Source organism: Candidatus Burkholderia verschuerenii, from assembly GCF_001189365.1.
Classification (GTDB): Bacteria; Pseudomonadota; Gammaproteobacteria; order Burkholderiales; family Burkholderiaceae; genus Caballeronia; species Caballeronia verschuerenii.
Genome location: NZ_LFJJ01000001.1, coordinates 83503 through 104663 on the forward strand (window position 1 = coordinate 83503; position 21161 = coordinate 104663).

Below are 21161 nucleotides of genomic sequence, written 5' to 3' on the forward strand. Positions count from 1 at the left end.
TCGAGGCAACGGAGAGTTCGACATGGCATTCATCGCATTGAGGCAGTTGCTGGATCACGCGGCGGAGCACGGCTACGGCGTGCCCGCGTTCAACGTCAACAACATGGAGCAAGTGCAGGCGATCATGCAGGCCGCCGAGGTCACGAAGAGCCCGGTGATCCTGCAGGCGTCGGCGGGCGCGCGCAAGTATGCTGGCGAGCCGTATCTGCGGCATCTGGTGCTCGCGGCTGTCGAGGCGCATCCGGATATTCCGGTGGTGCTGCATCAGGATCACGGCGCGAGTCCGTCGGTGTGTCAGCAGGCGATACGCTCGGGCTTCACGTCGGTGATAATGGACGGCTCCCTCATGCCCGATCAGAAGACGCCCGCCGACTACGAATACAACGTCGAGGTGAGCCGTCGCGTGGTGGAGGCGGCGCATTCGGTGGGCGTGTCGGTCGAAGGCGAACTCGGTTGTCTCGGTTCGCTGGAGACGGGCCGCGCGGGCGAGGAAGACGGCGTGGGCGCGGACGGCACGCTGAGTCACGATCGCCTGTTGACCGATCCCGACGAAGCGCGCGCCTTCGTCGAGGCGACGGGCATCGATGCGCTCGCGATTGCCATCGGCACGTCGCACGGTGCGTACAAGTTCAGCCGCCAGCCGACCGGCGATATCCTTGCGATCGATCGCATCGCCGAGATACACGAGCGCATTCCGGATACGCATCTGGTGATGCATGGGTCGTCGTCGGTGCCGCAGGAATGGCTTGCGATCATCCGCGAGCATGGCGGTGAGATTCCGGCGACGTTCGGCGTGCCCGTCGATGAAATTCGACGCGGCATCGCGAACGGCGTGCGCAAGGTGAATATCGACACGGACATTCGTCTCGCGATGAGCGGTGCGATGCGACGCGCGATGGCATCGGCGAAATCGGAGTTCGATCCGCGTCACGCGTTGAAGGTGGCGACGGCAGCGGCGCGTGACTTGTGCATCGCGCGCTTCGAGGCGTTCGGATGCGCGGGGCACGCGGAGAAGATTCGGCCGATGGCGCTGGAGGCGATGGCGAAGCGGTATACTGAGGCGTGATGAAGCGCTGCGCGTGCGATTGGCGACGGGCGGCGCGGGGTTAGGCGGGGAGGGGTTCGGAGAGTTCGCGGTCGGCGGTCAGGAAATGTAGATCTTCGGTAATCGCCTGCGCCACCAGCAAGCGGTCGAATGGATCGCGATGCAGGTGGCGCAGTTCGCGTACGGCGCGTGCGTGAACGAGTTGAACCGGCAACTCGATGAACGGATGGTCTTCGAGTTCATCGATAGCGCGTTCGGCGCGCGGCTCCAGCTTGCCGCGCGCGGCCTTAATCGACAGTTCCCAGATGCTGGCCGTGCTGACATATACCTGCTTCGCCTGCTCGATTGCGCTTCGATGACGTGCAGATAGCCGGCGATCTTTAGAGATGCGCCAGACATAGATATGAGTATCGAGTAGGACACGCATTATCGTTTCTCGAACAAGGCGTTGGTCTGTTCCGGGAAAGATCGGTCCGAAGAACTCTTCGATCATATCGTCGGGCATAGGCTTGACGACTTCATCGTCGAGCGCGTCTTCGTCGGCGGGGTCCATGACAATGATCGAGCCACCTGCCCACTCGCCATTCTTGTCGACGATGTTGCCGATCGAACGTACTTTCAGCAATAGAACCGGTTGCTTTCCGCCGATGGCGACATCCTCGTCTTTCGCAACCATTTCGAGGATCTTCAACAGATCCCGCTGTGCTTCCTCAGGGCTAAAAATATGCACAATTCATACGGATAACTAATAAGAACATCGATGCTATCCGAGCGCCGAAATCTCACCAATAAGCCGAATGGCCAATTCCACGCCCCTCACGCGAAAATAGGAGCACTCTCATGCCGACCGAATCTCCACCTGGCGAACTGGGTGCGCTCGCACCGTCCTTTTCTCTGAACGCGACCGATGGCAACACCTACACGCTCGACGATCTCAAAGGCCCACGCGGATTGGTCATCGTGTTCATGTGCAACCACTGTCCGTATGTGAAAACCGCATTGCCCGGCCTGATTCGCGACGCGCGTCATCTGCGCGAGTTCGGCATCAACGTGGCAGGCATCAATTCGAACGACGGCAGGGTCTACACCGACGACGCCTTCGAGCACATGATCACGCTCGCGCAAGAATACGCGTTGCCGTTTCCCTATCTGCACGATGAAACGCAATCGGTCGCGCGCGATTACGGCGCGGTATGCACGCCGGAATGCTTCGGCTTCGACGGGGATATGCGATTGAAGTATCGCAGACGAATCGACGCGTCGCGCAAGGAAGCATTACCGGACGCGCATCGCGATCTGCTCGAAGCGATGCGCGCAATCGCGGAACACGGAGACGCACCCGGTGAACAATATCCGGCGCTGGGATGCTCTATCAAGTGGACGGTTTAAGCCTTCTTTTTCGTGGTCCCTGGCGCGTGCCACGCGCTCAGATCTTCTTCCGTGCGATCGACCGCGCATCCCCAGTCCAGCGCCTGATCCTGATCGAAACGCTTGCCCAGTTGCCACGCGATTTCCGCGCGCGCTAGTTGCACGCCGAGATAAAACGCATGACCGCCGTCGTTCTCGACTGCGAGTTTTGGGTAGAGCGCGAACGGATCGTTCTCGACATGATGTCCGTCGCGGTTATAGACGTGAATGCCATCGGCGGATACCTGCACGCGAAAATTCGGATCGCGCACGGCATCGGCGAATGCGGCGATTTCGTTTGCATCGTAGGGAAATGGGCGCTTCGCATGCAAGGCCGACAAATCCCCGCTGATTCCCTTCGGCAACGTCTGCGTCTCGCGCGATGCGTGCATGATGCGTCGCGCGACATCGGCTTCACGCACGGCGCGCCGCGCATGCAGGCTGACCGATGTCGTCAGCACAGCCGCGATGCGCAACTCCGCCGCCATGCCGAACAGCACCGCGTTGATGCCGGTGGTGTCCGCTTCGGTCAACTCCGTCACATTGCCGATGCCCATCATGATCGGCACGTTCTCGTAGCGCTCGCGCAAGGACACATATCGCGCGATGGATTTCGCGAGCCCGAATGGAATCGGATCAAGAATCGGATCGGCGAGGAAAGGGCGATTGCGCCGCGTCATTGCTTCGATCGCTTCATCGAGCGATGCGACATCGGAGGGCTCGCGTGGCACGAGTATTGGAGTCGATGCTATTTCATTTGCAATCCATAATGTATCGAAGTTGAGGCTCATCACGTAGTCCGCGCCGGCGCGGCCGCCGCGCCCGAGTTCATCGTCGACCATTGAATCGACGCTGACGCGATAGCCTTGCTCTTTCAGCATCGCAACAGCGTCTTCCAGATGCGGAAACGGCGTTTCGGGCAAGCAGCCGATATCGATGACATCCGCGCCTTGCCGCCGATACTCGCGCGCACGCGTCGCGATGCCATCGAGGTCGAGACGCGGCGCATCGACGATCTCCGCGAAAATCTCCGTCTCGTAACGCGACAGATCGACATGACGCGCCGCGCGTCCGAAGAACTGCGGCAAGTCCTTGACTTCCTCGGGACCGCGTTCCACCTTTACGCCGTAATGCGCGCTGAGCGCATCGAGATCGCCGCGACAACGACCGGGCACGATTATGCGACTCGTGCCTTCGCTCAAGGGCTGCGCGACGCGTCGACGAATCATGTCGGCGGTCATCAGCCCCGCCACTTGCAGACCGATCTCGCGCACTTCCCATGTGAACGGCTCTCGCTTGTCAGCGGGCGCGATGCTTTCGAGCACATGCAGCAAACTCGCTTGCGCAAGTCGTCCCGTCAGGAAGACGATGTGTTCCATGCGAGTTTCAATTCTTCGAGTCGTTGATCGAGTGCGGTCTTGAGATCGTCGAGCGTGCGCGCGACTTTTGTGTGCTCGAAACGCGCGAGGCGTTCGACGTTATCGAATTCGATTGCGCGAGGCCGCACTTCGACCCATTCCTTCGGCGCTTGCGTGATGACGACCGGCGCGGTATCGCACGCGAACACGATGCTCGGCACGCACTGCTTGCCCGCTTGCGCGTACAGATTCGTGGGCAGCGTATCGGAGATACCGAATGCGCATTTGGCAACCGTATTGCTGGTCGCGGGCGCGATCACGACAGTGTGATATTCGCCGCTATAGAGCATGCCGACGGGCACGCTGCTCGCGCTGTTGTCGCGGATCACCTTGAAATGCTCGCGCAACTTCGGTACGGGCCATCCGTATAGCGGCAACACTTCTTCGCCCGCCGCCGACAGAAACAGATCGACGCCGGGCAGACGCAATGCGAGATCGATCGACTCTTCGATCATATGGCCGGAGCCGCTCACGCACCACGCGAAGCGCGCGTCGGGCTTGAACTCGTCGAGCCGGCGGGCGGGCGTGGGTTCCGTCATGCGTCGGTCGGTGAAGTCGAATCGTGCGACAGGCGAATATGCAGCCGATGCATCTTGCGATACAGCGTATTGCGGCTGATACCGAGCACCTTCGCGACATTGCTCACGTTCCAGCGATGCTCGTCCAGCAACAGCAACACGGTTTCGCGCTCCTTGACCTGAATCGCGTTGAGCGCGGACGTGTCCGCATCTTCGGCGAGATGCGGGACGGGCGCGGCAACGGGCGCACGCGTCGGCGTGATCTGCTGCGCGGGCGCTCCATTGACGATCTCAGGCGGCAAATGCGCGCAACGAATCTCGGGTCCATCGCACAGGGCGATCGCCATTTGCAGCACATGACGCAACTGCCGGATATTGCCGGGCCACGCGTAGTTGAGCAGCGCTTGTCGTGCCTCCGCGCTCAATTCGGGCGGCTCTTCCGTTTCCGTTTCGAGGATATGGCCGATCAACGCGAGCGCATCGGCACGTTCGCGCAACGGCGGCAGATTGATCTCGATACCGTTGAGTCGATAGTAAAGATCCTCGCGGAACATGCCGTTCTGCACGAGCTCGATGAGATTGCGGTGACTCGCGCTGATCAGTTGAAAGTCCACTTTTACCGTGGTTTCCGCACCGAGCGGCGTGACTTCATGTTCTTCCAGCACGCGCAGCAAACGCGCCTGCAACGTGAGCGGCATGTCGCCGATTTCATCGAGGAACAGCGTGCCGCCATTCGCCTGCACTATCTTGCCGCGACGTCCTTCGCGTTGTGCGCCTGTGAACGCGCCCGCGCGATAACCGAACAATTCGCTCTCGATGAGATTCTCCGGCAGCGATGCGCAATTCACCGCGACGAACGCGCCGCCGTTGTTCGGACTGATGCTATGCAGCGCATTCGCGAACACCTCTTTGCCGGTGCCGGTTTGTCCGCGCAGGATGATCGGAATCTTGCGCTGAATCACGCGCGCCGCGAGTTGAATCTGCGATGCCATGCGCGGATCGCCGAACTCGAGATGCGCGAGTTTGTCGAGCCGTCCCGTTCCCGTCGATGCACCGACTTCCTTGCGTATCGACGATTTCGCAGCCGTGCGCGGCGCGGTGACGGGCGCATTCGAGCGATCGTTGAGGAGGATGCGCGTGGCGCCGTTCGCACCTTCGCGCGGCGTCTGCGCGGTGAGGAAGAAGCGGCTGTTGGCCTTGGCGCTATACACCGTCACCGGATGGAACGAGCCGCGAATGCTGCGCGCGATCATGTCTTCGAGCGTCGCGTTGAAGGCTTCCTTGATGCGCTTGCCGCACAACTCGGCGGGCGATCGCAGATCGAGTTGAAACAGCGCGCTGCGGCTCGCGGCGAGCACGACGCCATCGTCGCTGACGGCGAGTTTGCCCGCGTGCAGCGTGCCGACGAACTCGGGGCGGCTGTGGAAGTGAATCATGTTGGCGTGGCGATAACGCGCATCGATCAGGCGGTTTTCGATCATCTGACGCGACATGCCGACCAGCACCAGCGAATGCTGTTGCAGCAGCTTGGAACGGCTCGTCACGTCGAGCACGCCGACGACTTCGCCGCGTTCATCGAAGATCGGCGCGGCGGAGCAGGTGAGCGACGTATAGCGCGGATAGAAATGCTCGTGCTGGCACACCGCGATACATTCGCGTTCGATGAGACACGTGCCCATGCCGTTGGTGCCGGCTTCGCGTTCGCTCCATAGCGCGCCGACGCGCAGACCATCGGCGGCGACGGCTTCGCCGAACGGCACCGACGACACTTGATGCACGATAACGCCATCGGCATCGACGAGCACCACGGCGAGCTCGGGATCCGCGAGCTGCTGATACAGCGTGGTCATTTCGAGCTTCGAGCACGCGATGAGATCGGTCGCGGCTTCGCGACGCTCGGTGAGTTCGCGTTGCGTGAGCACGGGCGGCATCACGAAGCGCGCCGGATCGAGCTGAAACTCGGTCAGGCACCGCAGCCACGACTGCGCGACGGAATCGCTGGCGCGCCGCGCGGCCAGCGGGTTATGCACGATATTCAGCACTTCCCGGACATGCGTATCTACGTCAGCAAGCGACGACATGAGGGCGTGTCTCCGAGGCGTGCGGGGCCGGCACGCGCGCATGACGCTGCCGCGCGACCCCTCTACGCCGAATCTGTTGTGTTATACGCTTAGCGCCGCGGCTCTCTCCATGCCTGTTTCTGTACTTCTTTTCGCTGCGGGTATTTCAACTACTCCGCGCGCGGGCGCCCCTCGTAGCCGGGCGGCCGACGCATCCAGCGATTTGCGCGCTTGGAGCGATCTGGCCCGGTTCCAAAAATCCTACAACCTATGACGCGCCGGTTCAATAAGTAGTCGCATAGAGTACGCGCACTGCGCGCGCTTTTTGCTTGTATTGAGAGTTAGGTTTTAGGCTGACTAAGCGGTTTTTCTGCCGATTTGTCATTTAAATGCACCGTATTGATGCGTGGAGAACAGCATGGGCCGGTTCGATCCTATTCGCGAAGTTTTTCCGAAAGTGTCGTATTCGGACGATGCTTCATCGATGGATATCGTCTATATCGAGGGTTTAACCGGGCAGACGGTGATCGGGATCGATCAGAGCGAACTGCACGAGGCGCAGACTGTACGGCTTAGTCTTGCGATTGGGGTGCCTTCGTTGCGCGCATGTGTGAGTGATCGTATCGAGGATACGGTGAATTATGCTGCGGTGCGGGATGCGGTGCTTGGCTTGCTTTCTTCGCATGGCGTGCAGTTGCTGAGGTGCTTGCCGAGCAGATCGCTCAGTTGATTATCGCCGACTTCGGCGCTTCGTGGGTCAGGGTTTCGCTTTGCAAGCCGGCTAAGTTTGAGGATGTTGAGTCGGTTGGGGTTTTGATCGAGCGACGTTCGCGGAGTGTTCGCACGGGGGCTGTTGGGCTGGATTGGATGGGGAGGGGGTATTTGCCGTCTTAAGGTTCTTTTTCTGTTTTCTTTTTTGCTTATTCAGTAGCCGCCTCCCCGGCGGAGGGGTTACTTTCTTTGCGGCGGCAAAGAAAGTAACCAAAGAAAGCCGCTGGCCGATCCTAAGCACCTTCTTGAGCGGCCGCGGCACAGTACTTTAGACTTGGCACAGCAGTAGCGAGTGTCCTCACGGTTTGTCCTGGCGCTGGTTCTCATGCGATCCGCGCTTTCTAGCCTGACAAGGTAACGGTCCCCTTCGGCTTACTCCGGCCCGCTTACGCGGCCGGTTTAGGGCCTTGCAGGCAACCGGCAGATGATCAGTGAAACGGCCTCGCATGCGGGATCGTTTTAATCGCTATTCGGTCCTACCTTGGTTAGCGCTTCGACATAGGCATGCGCCACTGCACTGCACAGGGCGTGCGGCGTAGCTTAGGCGCAGGTTAGCGAGGCCAACAAAGATGCATGCACGCGTGGGGCTTGAGGCGTGAAGCGTGCTTCGAGCAAAGCAATGCAGCGGACCGTCGAAATAAAGGAAGCGCTGCGCGAGTCGCTCCCGCGCTGGCGCTGCGAGCGTATTTGAATTCGTAGAAGAGCTAACCGAGGTAGGGCCGAATAACGATAAACCCGATGCCGCGTGCGAGGTCGTTTCTTTAATTGCCTGCCGGTTGCTTATACGACCTTAAACCGGCCGCGCAGCGAAGCCGGAGTAACCCGAAGGGGACCGTTACCTTGTCAGGCTAGAAAGCGCGGATCGCATGGGAACCAGCGTCCGGACACACGGCGAGAACACTCGCTACTGCTGTGCCAAGTCTAAATTCCTGTGCCGGGGCCGCTCAAGAAGGTGCTTAGGATCGGACAAGCGGCTTTCTTTGGTTACTTTCTTTGCCGCCGCAAAGAAAGTAACCCCCCCGCCGGGGAGGCGGCTACTGAACAAAAAGCCGCGAAAAGAGAACCATTTTCTAAGCCCCAATCACCAACGCTAACAACCAAAAAATCACTTAGCCACACCAGCGCCAGCGCCTTGACCGATACCACAAGCCTTAAACGCATCCTTCTGCAAATCCCTAAACTTCTTAGTCTGCGCCTTAGCCCGATCGACACGAAACTCAGCCCCACCTTCCCCACCCAACGTAGCGTACTTGGAAAAAGTGGACTGTTCGACAAAGTCGTCATAGGACAGTTTCTGAGCGATCTTGTCGATCGCACAAGAACACTTGTACACATTGACAAAATCGTGCCCGTTATCGTCCATACAGCCAAGCACATACTCGACGCGGCCCTGCGTCGGATAATCATGTGCGGCGCCGGAATCCGTCGCGCCGAACGCAAGGGGCGCCGCGAGCGAGAGGCAGGCGAACATCGTCAGCGCGCAACTACGTGGGGTCATGCGTAGGCCTCGTCAAATCGTGAATGCGCTAAGGCTGACGCCGGCGCGAAAACACGCCGGCGTGGATACGGATTACTTCGGCGAAAACGGATGCGCCATCGAACCCTTCTTCGATACTACATCCTTGGCGGAAGGATCGCCTGTCACCGCGCGTTGCAGCGCTTCCTTGGTCGCCTGATAGTTGTAGTCGTGGATCTTCTGATCGTCGTCGGCTTCCCAGTGGATGAACACGCCCACGCAGATAAACAGATCGTCGGCTTCGGCGGCGGGAATGACGCCGCTTTCCACGCTGTCGGCCACCGCCATCGCGACCGCACGTTGCGCCGGGCCGAACATCTGCACGGCCTGTTTGGCGCCCTTGATCGTGACCTTGTTGAAGAGGATCGTGTTCGGCTTCGTCATCAGATTCGGCGCGACCACGGCGAGCAGCGACGTGAAGCCATCCTTGTTGTTGGTGAGCGCATTGCAGAACGCGGTCTCGGCAGCGGAACCTCGCGGTCCGATGATCAAGTCGATGTGTGCGACCTCGTTGCCATCGCCGACTAGCGACTCGCCTACCAGGACGCGGTTGATGGTGGCCATGCTGTTCCTCCAGTAATGTGGTCTAAGGGCAATCGACTTGGCTCTTCGCGGCGCGCGAGTCGCACGATGATGCAGTGCACTCGACGCATAGCCACTCGAACGGGCCGCTGAAGCCCGAAAGCTCTAACATGTTCCGTGCCAATTTTTAGCCCTGCGCGCGCGTCAAGCCGATGCATCGCGAATATTGAGCGCGACGAACAGCGTCGCGACAGACAGATCCGCGCTGGTGCCGGGATTGATGCCGCGCGCTTTCAGGTCCGCGTCCCATGCGCTCAATTCTTGCGACGTGAGCGGACGTCCGGCCGCAAGCCATTGCGCACGCCGCGCGGTCGCTTCGTGCGTGACACTTTGCGCCATCGGCGCGCCCAGCTTGCGCACTATGTGCGAATCGGGCCAGCCTGAGAGAAAGTGCAGGAACGCGTCGAGCATCGCGTCGTGTTCGTTCGATAGATCGATTGCGCGCGCCGCATCGAACACGTCGGCGAAGCCGCTCGCGTACTGACGCGCGATGCTGTTGCGGTTCGCGGCGAGCTCCATCGCGTCGAGCAGCGTCACGGTGGGCGGCGCGTGCACGCTTTGCTCCGGCGCATCGCCGAGACCGCCCGGATTGGCAAGCGCGATCGCCTGATAAGCAAGGCGCGCGTCGTCGATGTCGAGATCGGCGAGCACGCGTCGCGTCGCGTCGCGCCAATGCATGCGCGATGCATCGCAGCGCTCCAGCGCCGCGCACAAAGGCGCACATAGCAGCACGATGCCGAGATTCGTATTGCAGCCGACGGCATCGAAGGTCGCGCGCACCGCGTCGAGAATGCGTGCGCCCACGCGCGCATCGGATGCGAAAAGCCCTTGCGCCGCAGCATCGGCGCTTGCGATGAACTGCGCCGCGTGCATGCCGTGTCCTTCGCTCGCGATGCTGACGTTGCCCGGCTTGCGCGTCTCGACATCGAGCGCGCACGCTCGCAAAAAGGCTCGACGCGCGCGTTCAGACGCGGCCATTTGCGCTCGAAGCGGGGACATCGCGCGTCGATGCGAGCTTGCGGTCGAGCAGATCGTCGACGAGCAGCGTGGCGATATCGTGCGTCGTCACCGATTGCAGGCCGCGCCATGCAGCGACGCCGTTCACTTCGAGCACGAGCGGGCGTTGCGTTTCATCGGATGGAATCAGATCGACGCCTGCGTAATCGAGTCCCAGCGCCTGCGTCGCGCGTATGGCGGTCTCGGCGAGCGCGGGTGTGAGCTCGGCCGTCTCGCAGCGCGCGCCACGCGCGAAGTTATGAATCCAGTCCTCGCCACCGCCACCGACGCGCTTCATCACCGCGACCGCTTTTGCGCCGATCACGAGCACGCGCCAGTCGAAATCGGTTGCATCGATAAAGCGCTGCAAATAAGCGACTTCGTTAAACGAAGCGAGCTCGGGCAAGTGCGTATCGAGCTTCTTCAAGCCCTTGCCTTGCGAACCGAACAACGGCTTGATCACGACTTGTCGATGCGCGGCAGCTTCACGCATCAGGACGCGCTGTGCATGTGCCGCCGATTCGCCGGCCCACGTCGCGGGCGTCGGCACGCCGTAACGATGCAGCAGAAAGCTGGTCATCGACTTGTCGACGCTGCGCTCGATGGCGCGCGCATCGTTATAAACGGGCACGCCGCTTTCGCGCAGCGCATGCAGGATGCCGAGCCGCAATGTCACCTGTTCGAACGTGCCGCCCGCGATGCCGCGCACGAATACCGCATCGGGCAACGTGTGGCCGAAGCCGGGAATCGCGAGACCGTGCGGCTTCCATGTCGTGTCGATGCGGCAATCCGCGAGATCGACGCAGCGTGCTTCGACAGCGCGCGCGCGGAAAGCTTTTTTAAGGCGTCCCGTGTGCCAGCCGGTCTCGTCGGTCATGATCGCGACGCGCAAACTCATGACACATCTCCGAGCCATTGCGCATCGAGCAAGGCGCGATCGATTGCGCCGCCGTGATACGTCGCGCCACTTTCGAGGCTGGAAATCCAGATCTCGGCGGGCGCGAACAGCGCGGCATCGATCTGATAGAAGTCGTAGTTGAACGACGCGAAAATCTCCGCGAAGGGACGCCCGTAATCGCGTGCATTCGATGATGGCAGTTCTTTCGCAAGACGCTTCGCGGCTGCATCGCTTTTCACGGTGAGATGCACGCGGCCGCCGTAAAGGATCGCGTCGTTGGTACGGCCCATCGCCTGAATGGCATCGGGCGATGGCGGCGGCAAAGGCGCACTGCCGCTGCCTTCGACGATTTCATCGAGCGCCACGCCCAGCACATGCGTCTTGTGCAGCGCAACTTCCACGACGCGCGCGACGACCTGCACCGTGCCCGCTATAGAGTGCGTCGGCGTGACGGCGATGACGAGCTTGTCCGGCGCAAGCCCGCAATCGGCGAGCACTTTATCGATGACGACTTGCGGCGGCAGACGATCCACTTCCATCACGAGCGCGCCACGATCGTGACGGTCGCGATAGCCGAGCTCATCGAACAAGGTCTCTTTGCCTGCGAGCGCGCGCGCCGGTCCCGATCCAAGCGAGAAAAACTTTTTGCCGCCAGTTTGCTCCTTGGTCGCGGACAGACTCCATCCCGCGTACTGGCTGCCGAGACACGCGAGCACCGGATGCGACGTATGCACTTCGAACCACGTCGGCCATAGCGGAGCGGCATCGAACGCGACGCGACGCGTCACGCGCCCGAGTCCGCCCATGCAGATACGCGCGATCAGCAAGCCCGCTTCCGCGCTGCCTTTCGCGTTCACGCCCGCATCGACGATCACAGTGCCGTTCGACGTCTTCGTTACGTCGACACCGTATTTAAAGGCATCGTCGACGAGGCGCGCGACGAGCCGTTCGCTCGACGCATTCACGCTGATTGATTGAGATGAAGTCATAACCTAGATCATGTCGATGCATTGCAGTTGGCGCGCATGCTCGCGATCGAGCGCGGTGCGCAATGCGTCGAGCGTCGGCGCGGTCGCGCTCATCGTGCAGACGGGCTGGCCTGCTTCGATATGCGCGAGCGCGAGCGGCACGTCGTGACACGCGGGATCGGCGAAACATGCATCGCTGAAGGCGCTCGTAACGATGAAGGACTTCGGCGCGAACACCACGCGCTGGCCTGCGCGCATCGGCGGCTTGAGCAGCGCGGTGTGCGCGCATGCAGGCAACTCGCCGTGCAGACATGCATCGAGATGCGCGCCGATCAGACCGCGCGGCCATGTGTCGGGCCACGCGGCTTCATAAAGCGCCATCGTCGATGAGGGGCGCGTGTTGATTTCGAGCACGCTGAAGTTATCGTCGTCGAGCAGAAAATCGATGCTGTTCAGGCCCGTGAGATCCGTCTTCCATACGATGGTTTCGATTGCCTGAACAATGCACGTCGCCGTTTCGGCAGGCAAATTAACGGGCCCGATCGAGCCCGCGTACACATAAGGCCACGGTCCTGCCTGCATGCTCAGTTGCTCCGCGAATCCGATCACCACCGCCTCGCGATGCGCCGCGATAAACAGCGCGGACATCGAGCGGCCATGTGCCTGCTTCTGAAAATACGCGTGCTCGGGAATGCGCTCGATATCTTCCGCGCGCTCGATATGCGTGCCGCCGCAACCATCCGATCGTTTGACGAGCCAGCCGCGCGGATCGTCCGGCGACGTCAGGCGCACTTGCGGATGCGCGATACCCGCATCGTCGAGCAGCGCAAAAAAACGCCTTGGATCGCGCACCGTTTTCGCGGCTTCGCCATTGCCGATGAAGCTCGGCATATGCGGCGCGCGGCTCAGTTCGTCCGCAAGCGGTTCGAGCCCGCTCGATGCGATCAGACCCAGCATGCGCGGCAAGCGCGCCGCGCGTTCGAGCGCATCGTGAAAACGGGCGCGATCGATCGAAAGCCCGTTGCCGCCGATATCGAACCACATGTTGGCGTGCTCCCGTGTATCGCGGTCGCCGAAAATATCGAGTGCGACCACGCTGTAGCCGGTGCGTGCCGCCGATTGCGCGACGAGCCGCGCGGACAGTCCCGCGACCGCTAAGCGCGGGGCGCGGCTCGTGTCGGCGGCTGTCATGAACCTTGACCGGCGACGACGGCGCGCGCTTCGTCGAATGCTTCGGGGAAGCCTAAATAGACGGGCTTGCCGCCGGTTCGCATGCGCACGAAGAGCCGATGTTGCGTCTGATATTTGACGTTGCCGATCGCCAGCGCGCCGATGCCGATGGCGTCCGATCGTGCCGCGCCCGCGAGCGGTTTGCCATCGTCCATCACGTTGACGCCCGCGATGCCTTCCGGCGGCACGGCGTTTACGTCGGCTGCGATCAGCAGGTTCTTCGCGTGCGAGAGATCGGCGGCGGTCATCACTTGCACGCCTGCCACGGCGGTCGCGAAGACGATTTCCGCGCGCGCCAGTTCGCGATGCAATTGCTCGGGCGATCCGGTCGCCACGCCCGATGTCGCGATATCGAAGCGGCGATTGATCTCGTCGCTGACCTGCGTCGCACGCGACTGACTCGAATGGCTCGCGACCGCGACCACCGCGCCGAGCGATGCGGCCATTGCCGCCGCTACGCGTCCGACCGCGCCGGTGCTGCCGAGTATGAGCACGCGCTTGCCGTCGAATTCAAGCTGATGGATGGCCTTCAGATGCTTTTCCGCGAGCGCGACGAGCGCGGCCGCCGTCGTGTACGCGCCGCTCGGATCCGTGAACACGGAGACTTCGAATGGCGGCACCATCGCGTGGCGCGCGCGTTCGAGCATGTCGGCGGCCTGCATCACGTCGCGTCCGCCGATAAAGATGCCGGTGCGCGACACGCCTTTGGGTCCGCGCGAAAAGATCGCGTCTTGCGTGAGCGTGACGACGCTGTCTTCGTCCACGTTGCAATACGGCACGAGGATCTGATAGCCGGCATCGGCGGCCATGTTCACATCGAACGGGCTCATCTGCGGCGTGCTCGTGAACATATGCAGCACGTAGGGTCTGTCGGAGGCTTCGGGCATGTCGGTACTCGTAGCGGTTTCGAAGGAAAGCGGTTCGGACGACGACAACGGCGCACGCTCGATGCGAAATGCGTGCGTGCGATATCAGGCCGCGTTCGCGTCACGATGACGACGATCATCGGCCGCGCGCCAACTCGCACCGCGATTGCGCGCGACCGCGATCGAAAAACTGAGCGACGCATTGCCTGACACACGTTGCGCCGCGGCCAGCGCACGCTGTGCACTCGCGACGAACGCGAAGCCGACCGGACCCCACGAGGTCTGTCCGATGCCGGCTTGCTGTTCGGCGGCGACGGCGTCCAGCGCGCGCGCGACGGCGGGGCTTGCGAACACGCCGCCTTGCACGGGCGCGAAGTATTCGCCGATGGTCTGCTGCATGTCGCTGATGGCGTCGGCGAAGATCGCGAAGTCATGTTCGGCGACGGCGGGCAGAATACGCATCAGCACGAGATGACTCAGATGCGCGGCGAGATGCGCGGGAAACGGCGCAAGCGATGCGAGGCCGCACCGTTCTTCGTCGCCATGCAGGCCTTGGCGCGAGGTGTCGTCGATAAGCAGCACGCGCCAGTCATCGGGGAAGGTCTGTCTTGCCAGCAGGGGCGGCATGCTCGACGTGTCGTTGCTCGCGGTATTGCGCCCGCCGTCGACGATCAGGCCGCCGTGATCGAAGCCGTGAATGCCGATGCCCGAGCGCGCGCCGCGACCCAGTATGCGGGCGATATCGGCCGTATTCGCCTCGATGCCCGCGATATGCACGAAGGCCGCGCCGATGGCGAGCGCGAGTTGCGTGCCGGAGCCGAGGCCCGTGTGCGCGCGAGGCGCGTCGTGTACTTCTATGTCGATGTGTTGATCGATCGCGAATGCGTTTTGCAATTGCGCGATATGGTGCGCGATGCGCATGCGTTGATCATCGGTGATGTTGCCGTCGATGCGCGGCGTTTGCTGTTGTGACCTGCGTGCGGTGATGCGCGTACCGTGGCCCTCGATCGATAAGCCCACGCTGCCGAAGGCGCGGCCGAGCGATCCGTTCGGATCGATGAAGCCCAAATGCAGGCGGGCTGCGGTTTCTAGCGTGATCGCCGGAGGGGGACCTAGGCGGTCGGTTTGCGTTCGCATTTGGACTTGGCTCTTGGCTCTTGTTTCGTCGCACGGCGGTGGGATTTGGTTTTTTCTTAGGCAAATATTGGGCCAGGGGGTTTTCTTTTGCTTTTGTTGGTGGTTTTGTTTATTGCAGTAACCGCTTTCCCGGCGGAGGGGTCACTTTCTTTGCGGCGGCAAAGAAAGTAACCAAAGAAAGCCGCTTGTCCGATCCTAAGCACCTTCTTGGCCGGCCCTGGCACAGTATTAGAGACTTGGCACAGCAGTAGCGAGTGTATTTACGGTGTGTCCGGTTAGTGGTTCCCATGCGATTCGTGATTTCTCGCATAACAAGGTAACGGTCCCCTTCGGCTTACTCCGGCCCGCTGCGCGGCCGGTTTAGGTATGTACAAGCAACCGGCAGATGATCAGCGAAACGACCTCGAATGCCTCGCCTCATCGGTTTGACCGTTATTCGGCCCTACCTTGGCTAACGCTTCCATAAAACTTCGATTGCGTTCGCAGAGCTAGGGCAGCAGCCCACACGGTGCTGATATGACGGTCGTCTTGCATAACGCATTTAGTGTCTGCCTTAAGCCGTGCAAGCCGCGCCATGCGGACGGTGTTCCGCGTTAGCGCTTGCTCAAGTCGAAGCGCAAACCAAGGTAGGGCCGAATAACGATTGAAGCGACGCCGTGTGCGAGGTCGTTTCGCTTATTACCTGCCGGTGGCTTATACGGCCCTAAACCGGCCGCGCAAGCGGGCCGGAGTAAGCCGAAGGGGACCGTTACCAAGGTGGGCGAGAGAGCACGGATCGCATGGGAACCAGCGCCCGGACAAGCGGTGAAGACACTCGCTACTGCTGTGCCAAGTCTCTAATACTGTGACTGTGCCGGGGCCGCTCAAGAAGGTGCTTAGGATCGGACAGCGGCTTTCTTTGGTTACTTTCTTTGCTGCCGCAAAGAAAGTAACCCCTCCGCCGGGAAGGCGGCTACTGAATAAACCTAGCGAAAACCCAATTCAATCGTACTTGATATAGCGAAACCGCTGATCATCAGAAGGCGTGCCATCAAGAGGTCCATCCTCCTTCCCAGGCTGCCACCCAACCACGTCCTCAATCTTGGAAGCAAGCGCAAGATCCTTATCAGTAATCCCCTTAGCAGAATGCGTCATCAACTTGACGATAACGAACGCATAAGAAACCGTAAGATCCGGATGATGCCAGGCCGCTTCGGCAAGATGCCCCACGGTATTCACGACCATCAAGGTCCCCTTCCAGCCTTCGGTTTTGAACTTGCGGCGCAGCCACCCATCCTCGACATACCAGTGCTTGAGCGGCCCGGTCAACCGTTGCTTGACCTCGTCCTCGCTGTAGACCTTCTCCGCCTGAGCCATACGAACACCTCCAAAAAATAAATGAGCAAAGTGATCCGGTGACGAAACAGTATGCGCCCCCCGCACGATCCTCACAGATGAACAGAAACGAACAAGGACGAAAGCGTATTGCTGCAACGCGTCATGAGTCAGTGTTGCACCGTCCGAAGAAATTCGCGGATTTGACACAGTATGTCTCGCACACCGATGCGCAAAAGCGCGCGCTTAGCACTTCCATCAGCAAAAGCTTAAGCACATACCCGTACAAACGCATCACAAACACGACCGTATTAAACCGGCATGGAATATGCAAATGGCGTCGATACGCAAGAGTCCGGCAACGAATCGGACGAGGCGCAGCTCGTTACCTGCATTGAGAAGGCGCGCACGATGCACGAGGTAGCGTAGTCATCCTGGGTCGGAGGCATCATTATTCTGGAGGAGACATGAACTTACGCACCCTGGTTCTTGGACTGGCGGTGGTCGCGACGGCTGGCCTTAACTCGCTTATGGCGCAGGCGGACTCACAACTCTACACCGCTATCAAGAATCCTTCGAACTGGGCGGCGCAGGCGGGCGATTATTCCAATCACCGCTATAGCACGCTCAAGCAGATCAACGAAAACAACGTCGGCAAGTTGCAGGTTGCCTGGACCATGTCCACCGGCGTGCTGCGTGGCCATGAAGGTTCGCCGCTCGTCATCGGCGACACGATGTATATCCACTCGCCGTTCCCTAACAAAGTCATCGCCATCAACCTGAAGGATCAGACATTCATCTGGCAATACCAACCGAAGCAGGACAATCAAGTCATCTCGGTGATGTGCTGCGATACGGTCAACCGCGGCCTTGCATACGGCGACGGCAAGATCTTCCTGCAGCAGGCCGATACCAAACTCGTCGCGCTCGATGCGAAGACCGGTGACGTCGTCTGGTCCGCGCAAAACGGCGATCCGAAGAAGGGCGAAACCAACACCAACGCGCCGCACGTTTTCGGCGACAAGGTGCTGACCGGCATCTCCGGCGGCGAGTTTGGCGTGCGCGGCCGTCTGGTGGCGTACAACATCAAGGACGGCAAGGAGGCATGGAAGGCGTACAGCGTCGGCCCCGACAACGAAATGCTGATGGACCCCGAGAAGACCATGACCTGGTCGGACGGCAAGATGGTGCCCGTCAGCGCGGACTCTTCACTGAAGACCTGGCAAGGCGATCAGTGGAAGTACGGCGGCGGGACCACATGGGGCTGGTACGCATGGGACCCGAAGCTCAACCTTGTGTACTACGGCTCGGGCAATCCGGGCACATGGAATCCGACTCAGCGCCCCGGCGACAACAAATGGTCGATGACCATCTTCGCGCGTGACCTCAACACGGGAAAAGCGAAGTGGGTCTACCAGATGACGCCGCATGACGAGTGGGACTACGACGGCGTGAACGAGATGATCCTGTCCGACCTGAATATCGGCGGCAAGAAGGTTCCGGCCATCGTCCACTTCGATCGTAACGGCTTCAGCTACACGCTGAATCGCGATACAGGCGCGCTGCTCGTCGCGCAGAAGTTCGACCCGGCGGTGAACTGGGCCGACAGCGTCGATCTGAAGAGCGGCCTGCCGATTCGTAACGCGAGCTACTCCACGCAGAAGGCCGGTCCCGATCACAACGTCAAGGGCATCTGCCCGGCCGCGCTGGGATCGAAGGATCAGCAACCTGCCGCGTACGATCCGGGATCGAGCCTGTTCCTCGTGCCGACCAATCACGTATGTATGGACTACGAACCGTTCCAGGTCGACTACGTGTCCGGTCAGCCGTTCGTGGGCGCCACGCTGTCGATGTTCCCTGGCCCGAACGAGAACGGCGCGATGGGTAACTTCATCGCGTGGGATGCGTCGAAGGGCAATGTCGTATGGTCCAAGCCGGAGAAGTTCTCGGTGTGGTCCGGCGCGCTCGCGACGGCTGGCGGTATCGCGTTCTACGGCACGCTCGAAGGCTATATCAAGGCCGTGCGCATCAAGGATGGCAAGGAGCTGTGGAAGTTCAAGACGCCGTCCGGGATCATCGGCAACGTGTTCACGTATGAATACAAGGGCAAGCAATTCGTCGGCGTGTATTCGGGCATCGGCGGCTGGGCCGGCATCGGCATGGCAGCGGGTCTGGAAAAATCGACTGAAGGTCTGGGTGCTGTGGGCGGTTATCGCGAACTCGCGAAATACACCGCACTTGGCGGCACGCTCTTTATCTTCGCCATTCCGAGCTAAGCAATTGGCTTGAGCAGCAGGACGCGGCGGCTGCAACGGCCGCCGCGTGAAGCATCCCACACAAAACATGTTCATGGAGTCACGTGTATGAAAGGCCGATCACTCTTGGTGCTCGCTGCGTCGTCCGCTTCCTTTGCACAGACGCCGCCTCCGATGCCTGCGCAATTGAAACCGGTCGCGTACAAGGTCGTCGATGGCAACAAGGTCGATGCCGATACGCTGCAAGGCTGGCGTACCTGGCGCGCGCTCGCGTGCGAACGCTGTCACGGAGCGAAGCAGGAAGGTCTGGTCGGCCCGTCGCTGATCGATGCTTTCAAGACGCTGGATAAGAACGAATTTCATCGCACGGTATTTGGCGGCCGTGTCGATAAGGACATGCCCGACTTCAGCGCAAGCCAGATGATGCAGAAGAATTGGGAAAACCTCTTCGCTTATCTCAAGGGGCGCTCCGACGGCAAGATCAATCCGGGCGACTTGCAGGCGATCGACGCGAAGTAAGGGTTAGCCGTGCGCTTCGATTCAATCAATTCCGGAGGTATCGATGTCTGACCGCCATGCAGGCCGCGCCGTTTCGTTCAGCTTGATCGCCGCAATGTGCGCGGCATTCGCGGCGCATGCGGCATTCGCGCAGGGCGGACCGCCGCCCAATCTGCCCAACAACGACGGCGCGGACGGGGTGCTGCGCGTGTGCGCCGATCCGAACAACATGCCCTTGTCGAATCAGAAGGGCGAGGGCTATGAAAACAAGATCGCCGCGCAAATGGCGAGCGACTTCGGCTATAAGGTCGAATATACGTTCTGGCCGCAGCGCATGGGTTTCGTGCGCAATACGCTGCGCGACAAAGTGCCGAACAGCGAACAGTTCAAATGCGATCTGATCATCGGCGTGCCGAAGGGCTACGAACTCACGGCAACCACGCGGCCGTATCTGCATTCCACGTATGCGATGGTGTTTCCCAACAAGCCCGAATACGCGAGCATCAAGGCGCCGCAGGATCTGATGAATCTGCCGCCCGATCAGCTCAAGAAGATGAAGCTCGGCATCTTCGTCAAGAGTCCGGCGACGGACTGGCTGCTGCGCAATAACCTGATCGATCAGGCCGTGTCCTATCAGGGACAAAGCGGCGATCCGGACGCATTCCCCGGCGAGATGATCGAACACGATCTCGCGCAAGGCAATGTCGATGCTGCCTTCGTATGGGGGCCTATTGCAGGCTATTTCGCCAATCGCTCGGATAACAAGGTGCGTCTGGTGCCGTTTCCAGCGCAACCCGGAATTCGTTTTGATTACGAAATATCGATGGGCGTGCGATACGGTGAAAAGGCATGGCGCGATAAGGTCGATAACTGGATTGCGTCGAATCAGCCGAAGATCGATCAGATCCTGACGACGTATCAGGTGCCCTTGCTGCCGTTGCAACCGGTAACCCAGCAATGAGGTCGCTCGTGGCCGCGCTGCTATGCGGCGCTTTAGCGACGGCAGCCCATGCGGCGGATCAGGCGGCATCGGGCGTGCAGATCGCGCCTGCGGAAGACATGCTGTTCATGCAGCCGCATATGAACGGTGTCGATCCGCAGACCGAACTCGATTACGCAGTCGATTATTCCGGTTCGCCCGATAAGGTCAACGACACCGTGCTCGTGCTCAGCAAGAGCAATAGCAAGAACGACGCGCGCGTGACGGATCGCACGGGGCAAATGGAGATTCCCGGCGGCCTGCCGTGCAATCCGGTGATCATCTACTTTCTTGAGCACGATATCACCGAGATGCAGCAGTTGACCGGCGGACAACGGCGCTATTTTCAGCAGCGCGTGCGCTTGGCGCTCGCAGCGAATCCTGCCATCACGCCTGTCGATAGCGAGTCGCTCGGTTTGCCCAAGCATGTCAAGGCAAGACAGGTCGTCATTCAGCCTTATTTGAACGATCCGAACGCCGAGCGCTTCACGCAATACACGGGCAAGTGCTACACGTTCGTGATTGCCGACGACGTGCCCGCCCGGTCATGTGCTGATGATTCGATCCGAAGTGCCGTGCAAGGGCAACGACTTCGCGCATCCTTTGCAGAAGGAAACCATCGCGTATCAGGAGGCGCTCAAGACACCGCCGGGCGGCGCGCCGGTCAAACCGGGGAATGCGCCGCGCGCGAGCAATTGATCCG

General features: G+C 60.7%; 19 protein-coding genes and 2 pseudogenes. 8 read left to right on the top strand and 13 right to left on the bottom strand.

The window, feature by feature from the left end; translation table 11 throughout:
* Positions 1-22 precede the first annotated feature (22 nt).
* Positions 23-1066 (top strand): class II fructose-bisphosphate aldolase, encoded by a 1044-nt coding sequence (gene fba / locus BVER_RS00390; protein ID WP_050451446.1) that lies wholly within the window; start codon positions 23-25, stop codon positions 1064-1066.
* Between the two features lie 40 nt (positions 1067-1106).
* On the opposite strand, the gene BVER_RS36170 is transcribed toward fba, so the two are convergent.
* Positions 1107-1736: a type II toxin-antitoxin system VapC family toxin gene (locus BVER_RS36170; protein WP_370444165.1), complete on the bottom strand. Its 630-nt coding sequence runs from the start codon at positions 1734-1736 to the stop codon at positions 1107-1109.
* A gap of 149 nt (positions 1737-1885) precedes the next feature.
* On the opposite strand from BVER_RS36170, the gene BVER_RS00400 reads away from it, so the two are divergent.
* Positions 1886-2434 carry a thioredoxin family protein gene (locus BVER_RS00400; RefSeq protein WP_050451448.1) on the top strand — a complete coding sequence of 183 codons (549 nt, stop codon included), beginning with the start codon at positions 1886-1888 and terminating at the stop codon, positions 2432-2434.
* On the opposite strand, the gene BVER_RS00405 is transcribed toward BVER_RS00400, so the two are convergent.
* Genes BVER_RS00405 through BVER_RS00415 form a run of 3 tightly spaced genes read right to left on the bottom strand, consistent with a single transcriptional unit; the run spans position 2431 to position 6469 of the window.
* Positions 2431-3831, bottom strand: a complete 1401-nt coding sequence (locus BVER_RS00405; protein ID WP_050451449.1) for a DUF6513 domain-containing protein — start codon at positions 3829-3831, stop codon at positions 2431-2433. The genes BVER_RS00400 and BVER_RS00405 overlap by 4 nt on opposite strands.
* A complete protein-coding gene (locus BVER_RS00410; protein ID WP_050451451.1) occupies positions 3810-4409 on the bottom strand; it encodes a flavoprotein in 600 nt (199 codons plus the stop codon). The genes BVER_RS00405 and BVER_RS00410 overlap by 22 nt, the downstream gene beginning before the upstream one ends.
* On the bottom strand, positions 4406-6469 hold the full coding sequence (locus tag BVER_RS00415; protein WP_050451452.1) for a sigma-54-dependent Fis family transcriptional regulator: 2064 nt from the start codon (positions 6467-6469) through the stop codon (positions 4406-4408). Before BVER_RS00415 ends, BVER_RS00410 begins: the two co-directional genes overlap by 4 nt.
* Before the next feature lie 397 nt (positions 6470-6866).
* On the opposite strand from BVER_RS00415, the pseudogene BVER_RS00420 reads away from it, so the two are divergent.
* Positions 6867-7342, top strand: a pseudogene (locus tag BVER_RS00420) (dihydroneopterin aldolase).
* Between the two features lie 982 nt (positions 7343-8324).
* Here BVER_RS00420 and BVER_RS00425 read toward each other — a convergent pair.
* From BVER_RS00425 to BVER_RS00460, 8 genes are all read right to left on the bottom strand, one after another.
* Positions 8325-8717 (bottom strand): hypothetical protein, encoded by a 393-nt coding sequence (locus tag BVER_RS00425; RefSeq protein WP_050451453.1) that lies wholly within the window; start codon positions 8715-8717, stop codon positions 8325-8327.
* Positions 8718-8789: 72 nt separating this feature from the next.
* Complete coding sequence (gene fae / locus BVER_RS00430) at positions 8790-9299, bottom strand: formaldehyde-activating enzyme (protein ID WP_050451454.1); 510 nt, start codon at positions 9297-9299, stop codon at positions 8790-8792.
* 162 nt (positions 9300-9461) lie between these two features.
* Positions 9462-10295: a triphosphoribosyl-dephospho-CoA synthase gene (locus BVER_RS00435; RefSeq protein WP_050451456.1), complete on the bottom strand. Its 834-nt coding sequence runs from the start codon at positions 10293-10295 to the stop codon at positions 9462-9464.
* Positions 10282-11211 carry an ATP-grasp domain-containing protein gene (locus BVER_RS00440; RefSeq protein WP_083451985.1) on the bottom strand — a complete coding sequence of 310 codons (930 nt, stop codon included), beginning with the start codon at positions 11209-11211 and terminating at the stop codon, positions 10282-10284. The genes BVER_RS00435 and BVER_RS00440 overlap by 14 nt, the downstream gene beginning before the upstream one ends.
* On the bottom strand, positions 11208-12200 hold the full coding sequence (gene mch, locus BVER_RS00445; protein WP_050451458.1) for a methenyltetrahydromethanopterin cyclohydrolase: 993 nt from the start codon (positions 12198-12200) through the stop codon (positions 11208-11210). The genes BVER_RS00440 and mch overlap by 4 nt, the downstream gene beginning before the upstream one ends.
* A gap of 3 nt (positions 12201-12203) precedes the next feature.
* The gene (locus tag BVER_RS00450; RefSeq protein WP_050451460.1) at positions 12204-13370 is read right to left on the bottom strand and encodes an ATP-grasp domain-containing protein; all 1167 of its coding nucleotides are present in this window, start codon (positions 13368-13370) and stop codon (positions 12204-12206) included.
* The gene (locus BVER_RS00455) at positions 13367-14296 is read right to left on the bottom strand and encodes an NAD(P)-dependent methylenetetrahydromethanopterin dehydrogenase (protein ID WP_050451545.1); all 930 of its coding nucleotides are present in this window, start codon (positions 14294-14296) and stop codon (positions 13367-13369) included. Before BVER_RS00455 ends, BVER_RS00450 begins: the two co-directional genes overlap by 4 nt.
* Positions 14297-14380: 84 nt before the next feature.
* Entirely contained in the window at positions 14381-15412 is a 1032-nt protein-coding gene (locus BVER_RS00460) for a beta-ribofuranosylaminobenzene 5'-phosphate synthase family protein (RefSeq protein ID WP_050451461.1), read from the bottom strand.
* Between the two features lie 20 nt (positions 15413-15432).
* Here BVER_RS00460 and BVER_RS31075 point away from each other — a divergent pair, with 20 nt between their 5' ends.
* Positions 15433-15663 carry a hypothetical protein gene (locus BVER_RS31075; RefSeq protein WP_157055858.1) on the top strand — a complete coding sequence of 77 codons (231 nt, stop codon included), beginning with the start codon at positions 15433-15435 and terminating at the stop codon, positions 15661-15663.
* A 730-nt stretch (positions 15664-16393) separates the two neighbouring features.
* Here BVER_RS31075 and BVER_RS00465 read toward each other — a convergent pair.
* Positions 16394-16768, bottom strand: a complete 375-nt coding sequence (locus BVER_RS00465) for a 4a-hydroxytetrahydrobiopterin dehydratase (RefSeq protein ID WP_050451462.1) — start codon at positions 16766-16768, stop codon at positions 16394-16396.
* 425 nt (positions 16769-17193) lie between these two features.
* On the opposite strand from BVER_RS00465, the gene BVER_RS00470 reads away from it, so the two are divergent.
* The 4 genes and pseudogenes from BVER_RS00470 (at position 17194) to BVER_RS00485 (ending at position 21157) form a co-directional block, all read left to right on the top strand.
* On the top strand, positions 17194-19002 hold the full coding sequence (locus BVER_RS00470; RefSeq protein ID WP_050451463.1) for a methanol/ethanol family PQQ-dependent dehydrogenase: 1809 nt from the start codon (positions 17194-17196) through the stop codon (positions 19000-19002).
* Between the two features lie 87 nt (positions 19003-19089).
* Positions 19090-19500, top strand: a complete 411-nt coding sequence (locus BVER_RS00475) for a c-type cytochrome (RefSeq protein WP_050451464.1) — start codon at positions 19090-19092, stop codon at positions 19498-19500.
* Between the two features lie 43 nt (positions 19501-19543).
* Positions 19544-20440 carry a substrate-binding domain-containing protein gene (locus BVER_RS00480; protein ID WP_050451465.1) on the top strand — a complete coding sequence of 299 codons (897 nt, stop codon included), beginning with the start codon at positions 19544-19546 and terminating at the stop codon, positions 20438-20440.
* Positions 20437-21157: pseudogene (locus BVER_RS00485) on the top strand (hypothetical protein). Before BVER_RS00480 ends, BVER_RS00485 begins: the two are co-directional and overlap by 4 nt.
* Positions 21158-21161 lie beyond the last annotated feature (4 nt).

Bases quoted from the DNA above. Each gene is read 5' to 3' on its own strand.
- BVER_RS00465 (WP_050451462.1), bottom strand. From the start codon at position 16,768: ATGGCTCAGGCGGAGAAGGTCTACAGCGAGGACGAGGTCAAGCAACGG.
- BVER_RS00410 (WP_050451451.1), bottom strand. From the start codon at position 4,409: ATGACGGAACCCACGCCCGCCCGCCGGCTCGACGAGTTCAAGCCCGAC.
- BVER_RS00425 (WP_050451453.1), bottom strand. From the start codon at position 8,717: ATGACCCCACGTAGTTGCGCGCTGACGATGTTCGCCTGCCTCTCGCTC.
- BVER_RS00475 (WP_050451464.1), top strand. From the start codon at position 19,090: ATGAAAGGCCGATCACTCTTGGTGCTCGCTGCGTCGTCCGCTTCCTTT.
- BVER_RS00405 (WP_050451449.1), bottom strand. From the start codon at position 3,831: ATGGAACACATCGTCTTCCTGACGGGACGACTTGCGCAAGCGAGTTTG.
- mch (WP_050451458.1), bottom strand. From the start codon at position 12,200: ATGACTTCATCTCAATCAATCAGCGTGAATGCGTCGAGCGAACGGCTC.
- fba (WP_050451446.1), top strand. From the start codon at position 23: ATGGCATTCATCGCATTGAGGCAGTTGCTGGATCACGCGGCGGAGCAC.
- BVER_RS00455 (WP_050451545.1), bottom strand. From the start codon at position 14,296: ATGCCCGAAGCCTCCGACAGACCCTACGTGCTGCATATGTTCACGAGC.
- BVER_RS00400 (WP_050451448.1), top strand. From the start codon at position 1,886: ATGCCGACCGAATCTCCACCTGGCGAACTGGGTGCGCTCGCACCGTCC.
- BVER_RS00450 (WP_050451460.1), bottom strand. From the start codon at position 13,370: ATGACAGCCGCCGACACGAGCCGCGCCCCGCGCTTAGCGGTCGCGGGA.
- BVER_RS00470 (WP_050451463.1), top strand. From the start codon at position 17,194: ATGAACTTACGCACCCTGGTTCTTGGACTGGCGGTGGTCGCGACGGCT.
- fae (WP_050451454.1), bottom strand. From the start codon at position 9,299: ATGGCCACCATCAACCGCGTCCTGGTAGGCGAGTCGCTAGTCGGCGAT.
- BVER_RS00435 (WP_050451456.1), bottom strand. From the start codon at position 10,295: ATGGCCGCGTCTGAACGCGCGCGTCGAGCCTTTTTGCGAGCGTGCGCG.
- BVER_RS00440 (WP_083451985.1), bottom strand. From the start codon at position 11,211: ATGAGTTTGCGCGTCGCGATCATGACCGACGAGACCGGCTGGCACACG.
- BVER_RS00480 (WP_050451465.1), top strand. From the start codon at position 19,544: ATGTCTGACCGCCATGCAGGCCGCGCCGTTTCGTTCAGCTTGATCGCC.
- BVER_RS00415 (WP_050451452.1), bottom strand. From the start codon at position 6,469: ATGTCGTCGCTTGCTGACGTAGATACGCATGTCCGGGAAGTGCTGAAT.
- BVER_RS00460 (WP_050451461.1), bottom strand. From the start codon at position 15,412: ATGCGAACGCAAACCGACCGCCTAGGTCCCCCTCCGGCGATCACGCTA.